Here is a 16,211-nt window from a genome sequence, read left to right on the forward strand (position 1 = left end):
ATCTGGTACGGGACGACTAAGTGACTGCCCGTGTGAGCGTGACCGCAGTGCGTGACGGCGGTCGATCGCTCCGTTCGGCGTAACCTGATCGGACTACGCTGGGCCCGATCCCGGTGACGTGAAGTGAATGACTGCCGGGTGCACGTGTGACGGCTATTCGATAGCGGGGAGTGCCGATGGGACGCGGGCCGCTGGTGATCGCGGTGGCGCAGCCGCCGACCGTGGCGTACGACGTGGCCGCCAACGCGGTCGAGCACGCCGCCGCCGTACGGGCCGCGCAGGCCAGGGTGGTCGTGTTCCCGGAGCTGTCGCTGACCGGCTACCAGCTCGACGCGCCCGCGATCACGCCCGGCGACCCGCGCCTGGCCCCGCTGGTCCAGGCCTGCGCCGAGACCGGCACGCTGGCGCTGGCCGGCGCCCCGGTGTGGGACACGGCCGGGCACGCGTACATCGCGACGCTGGCGGTGGACGGCGACGGGGCCCGGGTCGCCTACCGCAAGGTGCACATCCACGAGTCGGAGGAGCGGTTCAGCCCCGGCGACGGGCCGGCGGTGGTCGAGGTCGACGGCTGGCGGCTGGGCCTGGCGATCTGCCGCGACACCGGGTTCGCCGAGCACGACGCCGCGACTGCCGACCTGGGCATGCACGTGTACGTCGCGTCCGTGCTCGACCACGTCCGCGACGCGCACGTGCCCGCCGAACGCGCGCGCCGCGTCGCCGCCGACCGGGGCGTCTGGGTCGCCACGGCGAGCTTCGCGGGCTCCACCGGCGGCGGCTTCGACCAGGCCGCGGGCGGCTCGGCGATCTGCTCCCCGGACGGCACGCCACTGGCCGAGGCGGGCCCGGAACCAGGCGCGATCGCCCGTGCCATTCTGCGGCCGTGAACGGTCAGCCGCGTAGGTAGGCCAGCACCGCCAGGACGCGGCGGTGGTCGTCGGCGTCGGGCGGCAGGTCGAGTTTGGCCAGGATGCCCGCGATGTGCTTGGCCACCGCGGCCTCGGTGACCACCAGGCGGCGGGCTATCGCCGCGTTGGAGCGGCCCTCCGCGACCAGGCCGAGCACCTCGCGCTCGCGCGGAGTCAGCCGGTGCAGCGGGTCGCGGCGGCGGTCCAGCAGTTGGCGGACCACCTCGGGGTCGATGACGGTGTGCCCGTCGGCGACCCGGACCAGCCCGTCGACGAACTCGGCGACCTCGCCGACCCGGTCCTTGAGCAGGTATCCCGTGCCCGCCGAGCGGCCCGCGTCGATCAGCTCCGCGGCGTAGGTCTGCTCGACGTACTGGCTGAGCACCAGGATCGGCAGGTGCGGCAGCGCGGCGCGCAACGCCAGCGCGGCCCGCAGCCCCTCGTCGCTGAAGCCGGGCGGCATGCGCACGTCGGTGACGACGATGTCGGGCCGCACCAGCGGCACCTGCTCGCGCAGCGCGTCGGCGTCGCCGACCGCGGCGACGACCTCGTGTCCGAAGTGGCGCAGCAGGCTGGTCAGGCCCTCGCGCAGCAGCACGGAGTCCTCGGCCAGCGCCACCCTCAGCGTTCGCATGGCAGCTCCACCCGCAGCAGTGTCGGCCCCCCGGGCGGGCTGGCCAGCAGCAGCCGCCCGCCGACGGCCGCGGTCCGGTCGGCGAGGCCGGTCAGCCCGGTGCCGCGGGCCGGGTCCGCGCCGCCCGCGCCGTCGTCGTGGACCTCCAGCACCAGCTGCCGGTCCTGGGTCCAGGCACGCACCCGGCCGCCGGCCGCGCTGCTGTGCCGGGCCAGGTTGGCCAGCGCCTCGTTGACCGCGAAGTAGGCGGTGGCCTCGACCGGCGCGGGCAGCCGCCCGTCCAGCCGCAGGTCCAGTTCGACCGGCACGGGGGAGCGCCCGGCGATGTCACGGATCGCGGCGGCCAGGCCGCGGTCGCTGAGGATCTGCGGGTGTACGCCGCGGATCAGCTCGCGCAGTTCGGCCAGCGCCGCCGCGGTCTGCTGCTTCGCGTCGTCGAGCAGCGGCGCGACCGTGTGGTCGTCGGCGACCTGCAGCCGGGCCAGGCCGAGCGTGACGCTCAGCGCGACGAGCCGCTGCTGCGCGCCGTCGTGCAGGTCCCGTTCGAGGCGGCGGCGTTCGTCGTCGAAGCCCGCGGCCAGCCGCTGCCGCGACCGCATCACCTCGACCAGGTCGCTGTCCGCCGAGGCGAGCACCGCACGGGCGACGGCGGCCCGCGCCCCGGCCCAGGCCGTGATCGGGTACGCCGCGAACGGCAGCATGATGAACCCGGCCGTGCACAGCAGCGTGGTGAACCACGCGTCGGCGGGCAGTTCCGCACCCGGCCCGGACGGCTGCAGCGGCGCGGACATCAGCATCAGCGGCGGGAGCAGCGACAGCAGCACCACGGCCAGGTCGAGCCACCAGGCCACGCAGGCGCTCAGCACGGCGTACCCGATCTCGCGCCAGGTGCCGGGCTCGCGGAGCCGCAGCGGCGGGCGCGGGGGCAGCGGGCGGGTGTCGACCAGGCGCAGCCGCCGCCGGTCGAACCCGGCGATCAGCGGCCCGGCGGCGACGACGATCAGCAGCGCGGCCACCAGCAGCAGGATGAGCGCGGTGCGCGCCGGACGGAGCAGCTCGATCCCGGCCAGCAGCGCCAGGGGCAGCCCGGCCGGGACCAGGCCCGCGGCCAGGTAGAGCAGGGACCGCCACGGCCAGCTCGACCGCGCCAGCCGCCACGGCGGTGTCGCGGCGGCGGACAGAGCGGTGCGAGGGGTCACCGCACGACCCTAACCTGCACCGATACCCGGCACAGTAGTGCTGGGACTAGTCCGGATCCTCGCCACCGCACCCGTGTGCCCGGCCCCGCGTTCGGGTGGGGTGGTCGCATGACATCAACGGCGACGGTCCGCCTGCACGCGGTCCGCAAGACGTACGGCACAGCCGCGAACACGGTCACAGCCCTCGACGGGGTGAGCGCGGAGTTCGCCCGGGGCAGCTTCACCGCGGTCATGGGCGCGTCCGGCTCCGGCAAGTCCACGCTGCTGCAGTGCGCGGCCGGGCTCGACACCGTCGACGGCGGGCAGATCACCGTCGACGGCGTCGACCTGGCCGGGCTGTCCGAGCACGCCCGCACGCTGCTGCGGCGGGACCGGATCGGGTTCGTGTTCCAGGCGTACAACCTGGTCGGCGCGCTGACCGCGGCGCAGAACACGGCGCTGCCGCTGCGGCTGGCCCGCCGCGCACCCCAGGCCGCGGCGATCACGCAGGCGCTCGCCGAAGTGGGTCTTGCCGAGCGGGCCGGGCACTACCCGGCGCAGCTGTCCGGCGGCGAGCAGCAGCGGGTCGCCATCGCCCGCGCGCTGATCACCCGGCCTGCGGTGTTGTTCGCCGACGAGCCCACCGGGGCGCTGGACAGCACGTCGTCGGCGGTGGTGCTGGCCGCGCTGCGGCGGCTGGTCGACGAGCACGGGCAGACCGTGGTGATGGTGACCCACGACCCGGTGGCCGCCGCGGCCGCCGACCGGGTGCTGGTGCTGGCCGACGGGCGGCTGGTCGACGAGATCACCGGGGCTGACCCGGCGCGCATCGCCGCCCGGCTGGCCCGCGGGGCGGTGGCCGCATGATCGCGCTCGCCTCACTGCGGGAACGCCGCCGCAGCCTGCTCGGCACACTGCTGACGCTCGCCGTCGCGGTCGCCGTGCTCACCATCTGCGGCCTGCTGCTCGGCTCGGCCCGCCCGGTCACCCCGGACCGGTACGCGGCGAGCCCTGTGCTGATCCGCCCGGTGCCGCCGAGCAACCCGGAGGCGTTCACCGAACCGCGCCCCTGGCCGCAGGAGCAGGTGGCGGCGCTGACCGCCCGGCTGGCCGCCGTGCCCGGCGTGGCCGCAGCGGTGCCGGTGCACCGCTTCTACGCCCAGCTCCTGCGCGACGGCGCACCCGTCGCGGGGGAACGCGAAGCCTATAACTGGTCCTCGGCAGACCTCGGCGGCTACCGACTCGCGGCGGGCCGGGCACCGGCCGCCCCCGGTGAGGTCGCGCTCGGCGAGGACCTCGGACTGCCGCCCGGTGCGCGGGTGGAGCTGCTCACGGCGGCCGGACCGGAGCCGTTCACGGTCACGGGCACCGTCAGCGGCCCCGGGATCTGGGTGGGCGACGCGGCAGCGGGTGCGGGCGGTGGAGTGCCTGTGATCGGCCTGCTGACCGGCGCGGACGCTGACATCGCCGCGGTCGCCGCTGCGGTGACTGAGGTGATCGGCGCGGACGGCGTGGTGTTGACGGGGGACGCGCGCGGCGCGCTGGAGCCGGTCGGCGATGCCCGCACCCGGTGGATCGGCCTGCAGGTGCTGTCGGCCCTGGCCGCGCTGGGCACGTTCGTGTCGGTGTTCATCGTGGCGTCGACGTTCGCCTTCGCGACCCGCCAGCGGCACCGCGAGCTGGGGCTGCTGCGGCTGCTCGGGGCGGTGCCCCGGCAGGTGCGGGGCTGGGTGCTCGGCGAGGTGCTGCTGCTCGGCCTGCTCGGCGGTGCGATCGGGGTGCCGGCGGGCCTGCTGGCCGCCGGACCGGTGGCGGGCTGGCTGGTGCGCACCGGGTTCGAACCGGCGTCGTTCACCGTGCTGTACCAGCCGGTCGTCCCGGTTGCCGCGCTGGCCGCCGGGGTGCTGGTGGCGCTCGCGGGAGCCTGGGCGGCGGCCCGGCGCGCGGCGCGGGTGGGCCCGCTGGCGGCGCTGCGGGAGGCCGCGGTCGACGACCGGCCGGTGAGCCGGGTACGGCTGCTCGCCGGTGCGGTGGCGCTGGCCGGTGCGGTCGCGGTCGGGGTGGCGGCGACCCGGGCGTCCGGGGCCGATCTGGGCTCCTACGCCCTGTACGCGGCGATGCTGCTGGTCGTCGCGGGCAGCCTGCTCGCCCCGCTGCTGCTGCCGGGCGCGGTGCGGCTGCTCACCGCGCCGTTCGCGGGCGGCCGGGGCGCTACCGTGCTGCTGGTGCGCCAGCACGTCGCCACCGCGGCCCGGCGCGCGGCCTCGGCCGCCGCGCCGGTGCTGCTCTGCGTGGCGTTCACCGTCTTCATCGGCGGGATGGTGCAGACCACCACCGCCTACTACGGACTGAACCGGGTCACCGCCGCGGACGCCACCGCCGTGGTCGTGCCCGACGGCACGCCGGGCCTGTCCGACGCCGCCGTCACCGCTGCGGGCGGCCTGTCCGCCCTGCCCACCGTCCTGTACGACGGCGTCGAGCCATTGCCCGCCGCGGGTATCACCCCCGCCGAGCACGCTGTGCTGACCGTCGCGGAGGGCGATCTGACCGAGCTGCATCGGCCGACGGCGGGTTTGCCGGAGCCCGCGAGTGCCGGGGAGCAGGCCGTTCCGGTCCCGCCGACCGGGTCGGGCCGGACGTCGTCGGCCGATCCCGTAGTGGCCGTGGCCGTGGCAGAGGGCTTCGCCACCTCGGCGGGGTGGGCCGTGGGCAGCAGCCACCCAGCGTTCAGCCCCGGCGGACGCCCGATCACGCTGGAGGTGGTCGCGATCGTGGTCGATGGCCCGCTGCCGGCCGGCATCCTGCTCGACCGCGCGGTGGTGCGCGCGATCGACCCGTCCGCGCTGACCCCCGTCGTCTACTCCGAACGGCTGGTACCGGCTGCCGCCGGTCTGGGCGCGCGCCCGCTGAGCGCCGCCGCCTACGCAGCCAGTGGTCAGGACGAGGACGACCGGCTGGTATGGGTGTTCACCGCGCTGCTGATCGGGGTGTCGGCCGGGTTCGCGCTGCTGGCGGTGGTGAACACGATGCTCATGTCCACCACCGGCCGGGCCGGGGACCTGCGGGTGCTGAAGCTGTCCGGGGCGACCGGGGCTCAGGTGCTGGGCCTGCTGGCCGCTGAGACCGCGGCCGTGGTGGTCACCGGTGCGGCGCTGGGGCTGGCCGTGGCCGTGGCCGCGCTGGCGGCGCTCGCCCACGGGTTGAGCGTGCAGCTCGGCGTCGCGGTGCCCGTGGTGATCCCGTGGGGCACCCTCGCCGCGACCGTCGGCGTCTGCCTGGTGCTGGCCGTGGCCGCGGCGATGCTGCCCGCGCTCGGCTCCGGGCGGTCGGCCAGACCTGCCGCGAGCGTTTGAGCAGGCGGTCGGCGGGGCACGTCAGTGGATGCACGGGGGTGCGAAGGTGACGGCGCCGCGCCGACCGTGCTCACGACGGGACGGCGAGGTGCGCGGATGACCCAGGTGACGTACGACCCGTGGCACGCGGCGCTCCTCGATCTCCTGCACCTGACCCAGCAGGCGCAGGACGACCAGGTCGCCGAGTGCGTCAGTGCGGCGCTGCGCCCGCTGGGCATGGAGACCACGTGTTACCTCGTCGACGAGGAGCAGCGCCACCTGCACCCGCTGACCGAACACGGCAAGACGCCGGCCGACCCGCTCGGCGTCGAGAACACCCTCGCCGGACGTGCCTTCACCAGCGTGGACACCCAGCGGGTGGGCGACGGCGAGGGCAGCCGGCTGTGGGTTCCGCTGGTGGACGGCACCGAGCGGCTCGGCGTGGTGGAGATCGTGCTGCGCCGCGACGACTGCGACATCGAGGCGCTGCAGGACTGGTGCGAGAGCTATGTGGGCCTGGTCGGGCACCTGCTGGCGGTGAAGATGCCGTACGGCGACTCGCTGCAGCAGGTCCGGCGGACCCGGCCCATGTCGGTGGCGGGCGAGCTGCTGCTGTCGACGCTGCCCCCGCTGACCTTCACGTCCGACCGGCTCGTGCTCAGCGCGGTGCTGGAGCCGCACTACGACATCGGCGGGGACGCCTTCGACTACGCGCTGGACGGCGAGGTCGCGTGGTTCTGCGTGCTCGACGGGATGGGCCGTGGCCTGAACGCGGCCGTCATGACGGTGACCACGCTGGCGGCCATCCGGGCGGCGCGGCGCGCCGACGGCGGCCTGCACGCGATCGCGCGCTCGGTCGAGGACGCGCTGCGGGACCAGTTCCCCGACACCGCCTACGTCACCGGGCTGCTGTGCGAGTTGCACACCGACACGGGGCGGCTGCGCTTCATCAGCGCCGGTCATCCGGCCCCGCTGCTGCTGCGGCGCGGGCGGGCGGTCCGGGAGCTGACCGGTGGCCGCCGGTTGCCGCTGGGACTGGACGACAGCTCGATCGAGGTCGCCGAGGAGATGCTGGAGCCCGGGGACCGGCTGCTGCTGTACACGGACGGCATCGTCGAGGCGTGCGACCGGCGCGGGCAGATGTTCGGCGTCGAGCGGCTCGCCGACCTCACCGAGCGGGCGGCGCAGGCGCGGCTGCCCGCCCCGGAGACGCTGCGCGGCCTGGCCCACCGGGTCGCCGACTTCCGGGACGGCCCGCCCCGCGACGACGCGACGCTGATGCTGGTCGAATGGTCGGCCGAAGCGGCCCGCCGGGTGCTGCCCTGACCCAGCTCAGCGCGGTGAGGACCAGCCCGCGCTCCCGGGAGCGGCCGTGACGGCGGGCCGTGCGGCGGGCGCCGCCGCCGGCGCGTACTGCTGCGCGCCGGTCACCGCGGCGGACATCGTGGCGGTGAACTCCGCGTCGAACTCGGGAGCCGGATCGCGTACAGCGATCCACTGCCCGTCCCGGGTCACGCGCGCCTGCGCGATGACCTCCCAGCGGGCGCGGACCAGTCCGACGTAGCCGACGATCAGGGCGATCAGCGCCGTGGCCGTCAGCAGCGAAGCGACCGGACCGTCGGCCTCCGTCACGATCGCGGCGACGGGGATCGCGAAGCCGCCGGCCGTGAGCAGCCCGAAGCCCACCCGCTGCTGCCGGCGCCGGCTGCGGCACCGGTCGCAGTAGTGCCACACGGGCGCGTCGACGACATGGCGCGTGACGGCGCGCACGATGATGAAGGCGAGCAGCCCGAGCGGGATCAGCGCGTACGTCCACCCGGCCGGGGCCGATTCGAACCTCGTGCGGGCCCGTAGCGTGGCGGGCAGTCCGTGCCTGCTGCACACGCTCGGGATGCCGTGGCCCGCGGCGGCCCAGGCGGCGGGGATGAGGGTCTGCACGATGCTCCTCGGCGTCGGTCCCGGCGGTGACGGTGCCCGATCATCGCACGATCCGGGGCCGCGCCGAGGACCGGTGCGGGTGTCCACGAACGAGCGGGAGGCCGGTCAGCCGGAGACCATGCCGAGCATCATGGTCACCTGGGCGGTGCGGGACTGGTCGATGCGCGTCGCGAACTCCAGCACCTGCGGGTTGACGCCCGAGGTCAGCTCCATCCGGGCGTACTCGACGGCCTGGTGCTGGTGGCCGATCAGCAGGTTGAGGAAGACCTTGTCGAAGTCGGCGGGGGTGGCGTCGCGCAGTGCCTTGACCTCTTTCGGCCCGGTTGCGGGCAGCCCGCCGTGCTCGGCGTGCAGGCCCGGGTCGGCGGCAGGGGTGGGCGACTCGCCCCAGGCGCCCAGCCAGCCCTGCACCTTGGACAGTTCGTCGGCCTGTGTCACGTCCATGGCCGCGGCCAGTTCGCGTACCTTCGTGTTCGCACTGCGGTCGGCGGCGAGCTTGAGCAGCTCGGCGGACGGGCCGTACTGCGCGGCCATCATCTGCAGGAACATCACGTCGGTGGCGTTGTGCCCGCCCGACTCGGAGACCGCGGGCGGCGGTGAGCCGGACGGCGGCGCGAACGACGGGGCGGTGGTGACCCCGGGTGGCGCGTCGCAGGCGGCCAGGGTCGCCAGGGTGACGGCGAGCAGGACGAAGCGCTTCATTCGCGGTGGCTCCTCGTGGGCGCCGGGCGGCGCGGCTGCGGCCCGCGGCGGCGAAGGTGGCCGGTCCGCGGCTCCGGTGAGCCGCGGACCGGGTGAGGTGGGACTAGATGCGCTGCCACAGGGCAGGCGTGTTGGGCGGCTCCCAGCCGGCGAGCGCGGTGTGCGCCTGCAGGCAGCGGTAGCTGAGCCCGCCGTAGGTCACCGTCGCGCCGACGGCGTACGCGGTGCCCGCTGCCCAGGTGCCGCCGGCGGGCGGCGGGTTGGACGGCGGCGGGGACTGCGGCGGGTTGGGCGACGGCGACGACGGGGGCGGCGTCGGGTTGCCTCCGCCTCCGCCTACCTGCAGGTCGACGCAGGAGTAGAACGCCATCGCGGTGTCGTAGATGTTCCACCGGGCCAGCACGAGGATCCGGCCGGTGCGTCCGCCGAGGCTGACGTTGTGCGAGACCGTCGCACCGGGCTGGGCGCCGTTGTCGTTGACCACCGCGATGCGGGTGCTCCCGACGAAGTACTCCCAGGTGCTGGTGCGGTGGCGGGCGGTGAGCACCCAGTTGAACGTGACGTTGTTGCCGACCGAGGCCGCGGGCCAGTTCTTGCTGTTGTCGTTGAGCACCGCGAACCGGCTGCCGCCGCCGTTGCACTGCATCGAGCCCTTGGGGGCCTCGACGCTCTGCGGCTCCCAGACGATGTCGCCGCAGTTGGCGACCCGTCCCTGAGCGCAGTTGGCCTGGCGGCTGGGTGGGGACGAGATGTATCCGTGCGCGCTCGCCGGGTTGGCGATCATGCCGGATGCCACGATCGTGAGGATGGACAGGACAGGTAGGACGATCCGTTTTCTCACGGCTCCTCCGCTTCTGTGCGGGATGGATCGACCGGTGGGACGAGTGCCGGTGTCGTGAGAGGAGACATCGACACTCGTTCACGAAAACATAAAAGAAACAGTCCTAACTGTAAATACGCTTAACTGAGATTGCGTTCAAGTTGGCACGTGCCTGACATGGGAGAAGCCCCGGCCAGACGGGCCGGGGCTTCTCGCGCCGCGCGCTCAACCGGCCAGGTGGCCCCAGCCCGCCTCCAGCTCGTCCCACGAGCCCTGCGCGACCGCCTCGCCGTTGATCAGCACGACGACCCGGTCGGCCTGCACCAGCGCCGCCCGCTTCGACGTCGAGCCGACCACGGTCACCCCGTGCGCCCGCAGCGCCTGCCACAGGGCCAGCTCCGTGGTCACGTCCAGGGCGGACGACACGTCGTCGGCGATCAGCAGCTCGGTGCCCGGCGCCAGGGCCCGCGCCAACGCCAGCCGCTGTAGCTGACCGCCGGACAGCCGGGTGCCCTTGTGCCCGATGAGCAGCTCCATGCCGCTGCCCGCCGCCGCCAGGTCGTGCTCCAGCTGCGCCGTCGCCACCGCCTGCGCGGCGTCGACGTCGTGGCCGAGCCGGATGTTGTCGCCGACCGTGCCCGACAGCACCCGCGGCAGCTGGGCCACGTACCCGACCTGGTTGGGGCGCAGGAACACCTCCGGCTCGCCGACCGCCTCGCCGTTCCACAGCAGCACGCCGTCGTGGTGCACGATGCCCGCCAGCGCCCGCAGCAGCGACGACTTGCCCGAGCCCACCGGCCCGACCACCAGCACCAGGTCACCGCGCTCCACGGCGAGGTCGACACCGCGTACGCCGACCGTGCCGTCCTCGTGCACCGCGCCGAACTTGGACAGCTCCAACCGGTGCAGCGGGTTGCGCGGCGCGGCCACCGGCCCCGGGGCGGTGCCCGCGGACAGGTCCACGCCCGGCACGGCCGCGGAGTACGCGCCCACCCCGGCCATCGCCACGGTGCGCCTGGTCCACACCCGCGCCGAGGGCAGCTGCGACACCAGCGACGCCGTGGTCCAGGCGAACCACCGGGCCGCGCCCAGCGTCGACACGGCGACCAGGGTCGCGCCCGTGCCCAGCTCACCGGCCATGAACAGGGCCCACACCGCGATCGGCAGCAGGCCCGCCAGCAGCGACGGCGTCGAGCGCGCCCACACCTGCATGGCGATCTCCTGGCGCTGGCGTTCGCTGCGCGCGGCGTCCAGGCCGGCCAGCTGGTCCAGCACCGGCCGGGTGGCGCCGGCCAGCTTGACCGTGCGCGCCGACGACAGCGACGACACCAGGAACGTGGCGAACGCGGCCCGCGCCGCCACGGTGTGCGCGGCCGAGCGCTTCAGCACCGGCGCGAAGACCGTCGCGGCCAGCGCCGAGACCACCATCGTGCCGGTGAAGAACAGCGCCGGCACGATCGAGCCGGACACCAGCGTCATCGCGACGATCATCACGATGCTGATGGACTGGTCGACCAGGTTGTCGGCGAGCATGACCACCCGCTCGTTGTCGCCGCCCTGCGCGACGACCTCGGCCGGGGTGTGCGCGCTGACCCGGCGCGGCCCGGTCTGCCCGTGCACCAGGCGCAGGTTGATCCGCAGCATCTGCCGGACCCACCACTCCGGATACCACAGGCCCGCGAAGTAGCCCGCCGGGGTGGTGACGGCCAGCCCGGCGACGATGCCCAGCGCCGGCCACCACGGGCTGCCCGCGCCGTCGACCACGTCGGCCCACAGCCACGGCAGCACCGTGCCGTCCAGGCCGAACAGCACCATGACGGTGAACAGCGCCACGGACACCTGGCCGAAGCGGAAGTCGTTGACGGTCAGCCGGAAGATCTCGCGCAGGGTGCGCACCCGCTGCGGCGCGGGCAGCGGCGGCGGGTCGGCCTTCGGCGGGGCGACCAGCTCGGCGCCCGTGCCGGCACCGGCATTGCCGCTCGGGCGAGCCGGGACGGCCTGCGACCCGTCGCCCGCCCCGGCCTCGCCGGCCGACTCCAGCCCGTACGCGGTGGCCAGGACGAGCTCGCCGTCGGCCGCGCTGTTGCTGGTGGCGAGCAGCTGCGCGAACCGTTGCGACTCCGACAGCGGCCCGGCCTCCACGACCCGGCCGTCGGCCAGCACCACGACCTCGTCGCAGTCGCGGACCGAGGACAGCCGGTGTGCGATGACCACGCCGATCCGGCCGCGCAGCAGGCGCTGGGCGGCGTGCTGCACCCGGGACTCGGTGACCGGGTCCATCCGGGCGGTGGCCTCGTCCAGGATCACCACCTGCGGGTCGCGGACCAGGATGCGCGCGAACGCGACCAGCTGCTCCTGCCCCGCCGACAGCTTCTGGCCGCCCTCGCCCAGCAACGTCTGCAGCCCGTCGGGCAGGGAGTCGACCCAGGAGGTCAGACCCAGCTCGTCCATCGCCGGTCCGGCCGAATCGAGCAGCTCCGGGTCGAACAGCGCGATGTTCTCCGCCAGCGTGCCGGCCAGGATCTCGGTGCGCTGCGGCACGATCGCGATCCAGCGCCGTAAGGCCTCGACGTCCAGGTCGTTGAGGTCCACCCCGCCCAGGAACACCGTGCCGCGCGGCACGTCCACGGCCCGGGTGAGGACCTTGGCCAGCGTCGACTTGCCCGAGCCGGTCCGGCCGACCAGGGCGTACGAGCGGCCGGGCGCGAAGGTCAGGTCCAGCTCGCGCAGCGCGGGGCGGCGGCGGTCGGCGGAGTAGTGGAAGGTCAGCCCGCGTACCTCGATGTTGCCGGTGGCGGGCGTCCCGCCGCCGACCGGCTCCTGCGGGGTGTCGCGCAGCAGCTGCACGCGCGCCCATGCGCCCAGCGCGTGCTGCAGCTCGGGCAGCATCCGGCTGACCTGCTCGACGGTGCCGCCGAAGGCCAGCGCCAGCAGCCACGCGGCGGTGAGCCGGGCCGCGTCCAGGTGACCCGCCGTCAGCGCCCACACGCCGCCGAGCACCAGCAGGGCGATGCCGGCGCGGGTCACGCCGCCCGCGATGGTGCTGACCTTCGACGACAGCGCCCACACCCGGCGGCCGCGTTTGAGCACCTCGGCGGAGCGCTGGGCGTACAGGCGCAGCACGTACGGGCGGCCCAGGCTGGTGCGCACGTCGTCCTGGCCGTGCACCGACTCCTCCTGCACGGCGGCCAGGTCCGACCAGGCCTCCTCCTCGTGCATGCGGGCCGGGCCGATGGCCGCGGTCGGGCGGCGCAGCCCGAACCCGAGCACCACGGACAGCAGCAGCATGGCCAGTCCGGCGGGCCACCACACCACGAACGCGGTGACCACGGACAGCACGGCCACCGCGGCCGACTGGGCCAGCCGGACGCCGCTGCCGCGCAGCTGCGAGCCCACCTGGTACACGTCGCCGTCGATCCGGTCGAGCAGCTCGCCGACCGGGGTGCCCTCCAGCGCGGGCAGGCTCTGCCCGAACGCGACCCGGCACAGCCGGCGGCGTACGTCGGCCGCCCAGTCGGCGGTGAGCCTGGACATGATCAGGCTGAGCGTCAGGTCGCTCAGCACGACCACTGCCAGCGCCGTGGCCAGCGCGGCGAAGGCGACGGCGGACCGGTTCACCAGCACGGTGCCGGCCAGCGCCGCGGACAGCGCGGCCGCGCCGGCGCCGGCGACGATGAGCACCAGCACCGCCAAGGTACGGCGGGGCGAGGTGGCCCACAGGTCACGGAACAGACGCATGGCACGGCCCCTTGCAGCTGGTTTGATCTGGTCACCAGCATGCAAGGCGGCCCGTCCGAGCTCAACGCAATTACGGCGGCGCGGACGTGGTGATCAACACAGTCGGCTACTCCGCGACGCGCAGCGCCACGAGCATGCTCAGGAACGCGCCGGGATGCACGATCGGGACGCGGTGCCGGCGGGCCTGGCGGGCCTTGCCGGACATGGTGTCGGGATCGGCGGCCACCAGCAGGCGAGTGGTCCGGGTGACGGTGCGGCCCACGGTCAGCCCGGCGATGCGCGCCCGCTCCTCCCACAGCTCCCGCGACTCGGCGGTCTGCCCGGTGAACACCACGGTGTCGCCGGGCAGCAGCCGGAACGCGGGCGCGGGCAGCGGCCGCGTGGTGCGGCGCTGCTGGTCGCCCGCGTCGGGGTCGAGGGCCCGGTCGACGTCGGCACGGTCCAGGCCGAGCAGCGCGGCGACGGTGTGCAGGTCGTCGCGCTCGATCTCGGTCACCCGGCCGTCGTCGAAGGCCTCCGCGGCGAGCGCCTGCAGGTAGAGGCGGTGCAAATCGAGCACCTGGGCGCGGTCGAGCCCCAGCGCGTCCGCGGCCTCGACCAGCGCGTCCGCCTCGACCGCCGACACGTGCCGGTCGAGCAGGGCGTGGTCGAGCAGCGACAGGTAGCTGTCGGCCTGCGGCGGCGCGGGCACCCGGGGCAGCCGGTCGACGAGCCTGCTGAGGAAGTGATCCTCGGTCTCGTGCGGGTGCCGGCGCACCACCGGCAGTGCCTCGGCCGGCGGCAGCGGTGGCCAGGCCAGCGTGGACGCGTCGAGCACCAGCTGCTGCCAGGGCGGCGGCGTGCCGACCCGGTGCAGGTAGCGCGCGAGCAGCCCGGCGGCGGCGCGGGCGTCGTCGAGCGCGCTGTGCGCCCGCTGCTGCGGGATGCCCGCCGCCTGGCAGCAGTCGCGCAGGCTGCGCCCGGCCGACGGCAGCAGCTGCGCGGCCAGGTTCATGGTGCACAGGCCGTACTCCTGCCCGACCGGGGCCTGCAGCCCGAGCCGGGAGTACTCGGCGACCAGGAACGCGGCGTCGAAGGCGAGGTTGTGCGCCACGATCACCCGTTCGCGCAGCAGCGCGCCGATCTGCCCGGCGAGGTCGGCGAAGACGGGGGCGCGGCGGGCCTCGGCGGCGGTGATGCCGTGCACGTGCTGCGGGCCGAGGTCGCGTTCGGGGTTGACCAGGCTGGACCAGTCGCCGGTGATCCGGCCGGACGCGTCGACGTGCACGACCGCGATCTCGCAGATCCGGTCGTGCCAGGTCGTGCGCAGCCCGGTCGTCTCCACATCGATCACCGCGTACACGCCGCCACCTCCGCCGACTCGGCCCGACCGTCCCATCACGACCCGTTCCCGGGGACCTCACCCTATGTCCTGCGGGTGCGGTCACGGCTCCGCCGGGCGCACCGACGCGCCCACGAATCCGGTGGAGTCGCTCGGGGAGCGGCCGATCCTCGCCGGTCGCCGGTCGCCGGTCGCCGGTCGCCGGTCGCCGGTCGCCGGTCGGCGGTCGGCGGTTGTGGTGGCGCGTGCGCGCCGCGCGGCCGGTTCAGGCGCGGCGGGACCCGTCGGGCCAGACCACCACCACCGGCAGGCCCAGCGCGTGCGCCTGGGCGACCACGGCCGCGGTGCCGCCCTGGTCGACGGCCGGCTGCCCGTCCCACACGGCGAGGAGCAGGTCGCAGCCGGCCAGCATGGCGGCGTTGGCATCCTCGTACGCGGCCCGGCCCGCCCGTTCATGCGGCATCACCCGCACCGACGCGGCATGCCAGGCCATCCGGTCGAATGCCGCGGCGTGCTCCGGGGCGACCTTCCGCGCCCGGTAGTCGGCGGAGGGCAGCACGACCTCAAGCCGCGCACCGTGCGCCACCACCGCCTCAGCGAAGATCGTGTCCGCGCCCGCCGCCAGGCAGGTCACGCCTGTCAGCTCCTCCGGCGGGTACCCGGCCAGCAGCTCGCGCAGCGCCGCGGCGACGAGGTCCGCGGTCTGCGCGGTGAGGCCGACGTGTCCGGTCACGCCGATCCGGGTCGGTTCTGCATCCATGCCCGGCAATCTGCCACAACGGCCCGCCTGACGCGGTCCGGCAGGTCGGCGGCGCGAGCACGCCGACCGGGTGCACCGGCCGGGGCAGGATCAGGCCGGTTTGTCGCTCCAGAGGCCGTCGGGGTCGATGAAGCGCTGCGCCAGGGCAGCTTCGGCCTCGGGGGTGCCGATCTCGGCCAGGCGGCGGGCCGCGGCCTGGTGCGCCCAGTGCAGCATCGGGTCGGGGCGGCTGACGACGTCGCGCAGTGTCTCGATCTCGGCGGCGTCGGACATGCCGCACAGGCCCTCGATGGCCGCCGTCATCACCGTGGGGCGGGCCGAGCGCACCTTCTCCAGCAGTGCGGGCCGTTCGGTCTCCTCCTGGCCGCCCGCGCGGGCCGCGACCGCGACCATCTCCTCCCACGGGTCGGTGGAGTTCCACCACCGGTCGACGAGGTCGGCGACCTGCGCGCTGTGGGCGTTCTCGCGCGCCGTCGCGATCTCGTAGAGAGCCGCCCGGACCGCGCCCACGCAGCAGAACCGGGGCTCCCGGCGCAGGGTGTCGTGTGCCTCCAGCAGCGCCGGAAGCGCCCGTGGGTCGCGGGTCGCCTGCAGGCGGCGGGCGAAGGGTCCCCAGTGCTCGTCGGCCGCGGGACGTTCGTCGAACGCCAGATCGGGAACAGGCCCGTCGGGCTGCGGCACGGACGCGCCACCGCCGTCGAAGGTCGACTCCTGCTGCATGCGGCCGATGTTCCGGCGACTCCTGGCGATTCCCACCGGATCATTGAACACTGCGCCGCCGATCACTCGACAGGGCGTATGCGCCCTCCCCCGATCGGATTACCGCCGGAGCGCTCGGACGCGGCCCGCGCACGCTCTGCCATAGCAGATCATCAATGGTCTG

The 16,211-nt window shown here is 74.8% G+C and carries 13 protein-coding genes; 4 read left to right on the plus strand and 9 right to left on the minus strand.

Features of this window, described 5'->3' with window-relative positions:
• Nucleotides 1–176 precede the first annotated feature (176 nt).
• Nucleotides 177–884: a carbon-nitrogen hydrolase family protein gene (locus AB0B35_RS08255; protein WP_361042340.1), complete on the plus strand. Its 708-nt coding sequence runs from the start codon at nucleotides 177–179 to the stop codon at nucleotides 882–884.
• Nucleotides 885–888: 4 nt separating this feature from the next.
• Here the strand turns inward: AB0B35_RS08255 and AB0B35_RS08260 are convergent, their stop codons facing one another.
• Nucleotides 889–1,539 carry a response regulator transcription factor gene (locus AB0B35_RS08260; protein WP_361042342.1) on the minus strand — a complete coding sequence of 217 codons (651 nt, stop codon included), beginning with the start codon at nucleotides 1,537–1,539 and terminating at the stop codon, nucleotides 889–891.
• Nucleotides 1,527–2,738 carry a histidine kinase gene (locus AB0B35_RS08265; RefSeq protein ID WP_361042344.1) on the minus strand — a complete coding sequence of 404 codons (1,212 nt, stop codon included), beginning with the start codon at nucleotides 2,736–2,738 and terminating at the stop codon, nucleotides 1,527–1,529. The genes AB0B35_RS08260 and AB0B35_RS08265 overlap by 13 nt, the downstream gene beginning before the upstream one ends.
• A 108-nt stretch (nucleotides 2,739–2,846) precedes the next feature.
• On the opposite strand from AB0B35_RS08265, the gene AB0B35_RS08270 reads away from it, so the two are divergent.
• The 3 genes from AB0B35_RS08270 (at nucleotide 2,847) to AB0B35_RS08280 (ending at nucleotide 7,375) form a co-directional block, all read left to right on the plus strand.
• On the plus strand, nucleotides 2,847–3,584 hold the full coding sequence (locus AB0B35_RS08270) for an ABC transporter ATP-binding protein (protein ID WP_360527272.1): 738 nt from the start codon (nucleotides 2,847–2,849) through the stop codon (nucleotides 3,582–3,584).
• The gene (locus AB0B35_RS08275; protein ID WP_361042348.1) at nucleotides 3,581–6,070 is read left to right on the plus strand and encodes an ABC transporter permease; all 2,490 of its coding nucleotides are present in this window, start codon (nucleotides 3,581–3,583) and stop codon (nucleotides 6,068–6,070) included. Before AB0B35_RS08270 ends, AB0B35_RS08275 begins: the two co-directional genes overlap by 4 nt.
• Nucleotides 6,071–6,166: 96 nt before the next feature.
• Nucleotides 6,167–7,375 (plus strand): PP2C family protein-serine/threonine phosphatase, encoded by a 1,209-nt coding sequence (locus AB0B35_RS08280; protein ID WP_361042351.1) that lies wholly within the window; start codon nucleotides 6,167–6,169, stop codon nucleotides 7,373–7,375.
• A 6-nt stretch (nucleotides 7,376–7,381) separates the two neighbouring features.
• On the opposite strand, the gene AB0B35_RS08285 is transcribed toward AB0B35_RS08280, so the two are convergent.
• The 7 genes from AB0B35_RS08285 to AB0B35_RS08315 form a co-directional block, all read right to left on the minus strand.
• Nucleotides 7,382–7,987, minus strand: coding sequence for a hypothetical protein (locus tag AB0B35_RS08285; RefSeq protein WP_361042354.1), 606 nt, complete (start codon nucleotides 7,985–7,987; stop codon nucleotides 7,382–7,384).
• A gap of 105 nt (nucleotides 7,988–8,092) precedes the next feature.
• On the minus strand, nucleotides 8,093–8,689 hold the full coding sequence (locus AB0B35_RS08290) for a DUF305 domain-containing protein (protein WP_361042357.1): 597 nt from the start codon (nucleotides 8,687–8,689) through the stop codon (nucleotides 8,093–8,095).
• Between the two features lie 103 nt (nucleotides 8,690–8,792).
• On the minus strand, nucleotides 8,793–9,530 hold the full coding sequence (locus AB0B35_RS08295) for a lytic polysaccharide monooxygenase (RefSeq protein WP_361042360.1): 738 nt from the start codon (nucleotides 9,528–9,530) through the stop codon (nucleotides 8,793–8,795).
• A 204-nt stretch (nucleotides 9,531–9,734) separates the two neighbouring features.
• Nucleotides 9,735–13,247, minus strand: coding sequence for an ABC transporter ATP-binding protein (locus AB0B35_RS08300; protein WP_361042363.1), 3,513 nt, complete (start codon nucleotides 13,245–13,247; stop codon nucleotides 9,735–9,737).
• A 106-nt stretch (nucleotides 13,248–13,353) separates the two neighbouring features.
• Nucleotides 13,354–14,589: an exonuclease domain-containing protein gene (locus tag AB0B35_RS08305; RefSeq protein ID WP_361042366.1), complete on the minus strand. Its 1,236-nt coding sequence runs from the start codon at nucleotides 14,587–14,589 to the stop codon at nucleotides 13,354–13,356.
• A gap of 244 nt (nucleotides 14,590–14,833) precedes the next feature.
• On the minus strand, nucleotides 14,834–15,328 hold the full coding sequence (locus AB0B35_RS08310) for a hypothetical protein (protein WP_361042368.1): 495 nt from the start codon (nucleotides 15,326–15,328) through the stop codon (nucleotides 14,834–14,836).
• Nucleotides 15,329–15,418: 90 nt separating this feature from the next.
• Entirely contained in the window at nucleotides 15,419–16,048 is a 630-nt protein-coding gene (locus AB0B35_RS08315) for a HEAT repeat domain-containing protein (RefSeq protein WP_361042370.1), read from the minus strand.
• Nucleotides 16,049–16,211 lie beyond the last annotated feature (163 nt).

The organism is Catellatospora sp. NPDC049133, assembly GCF_040648455.1.
In the GTDB taxonomy this organism is placed as follows: Bacteria; Actinomycetota; Actinomycetes; order Mycobacteriales; family Micromonosporaceae; genus Catellatospora; species Catellatospora aurea.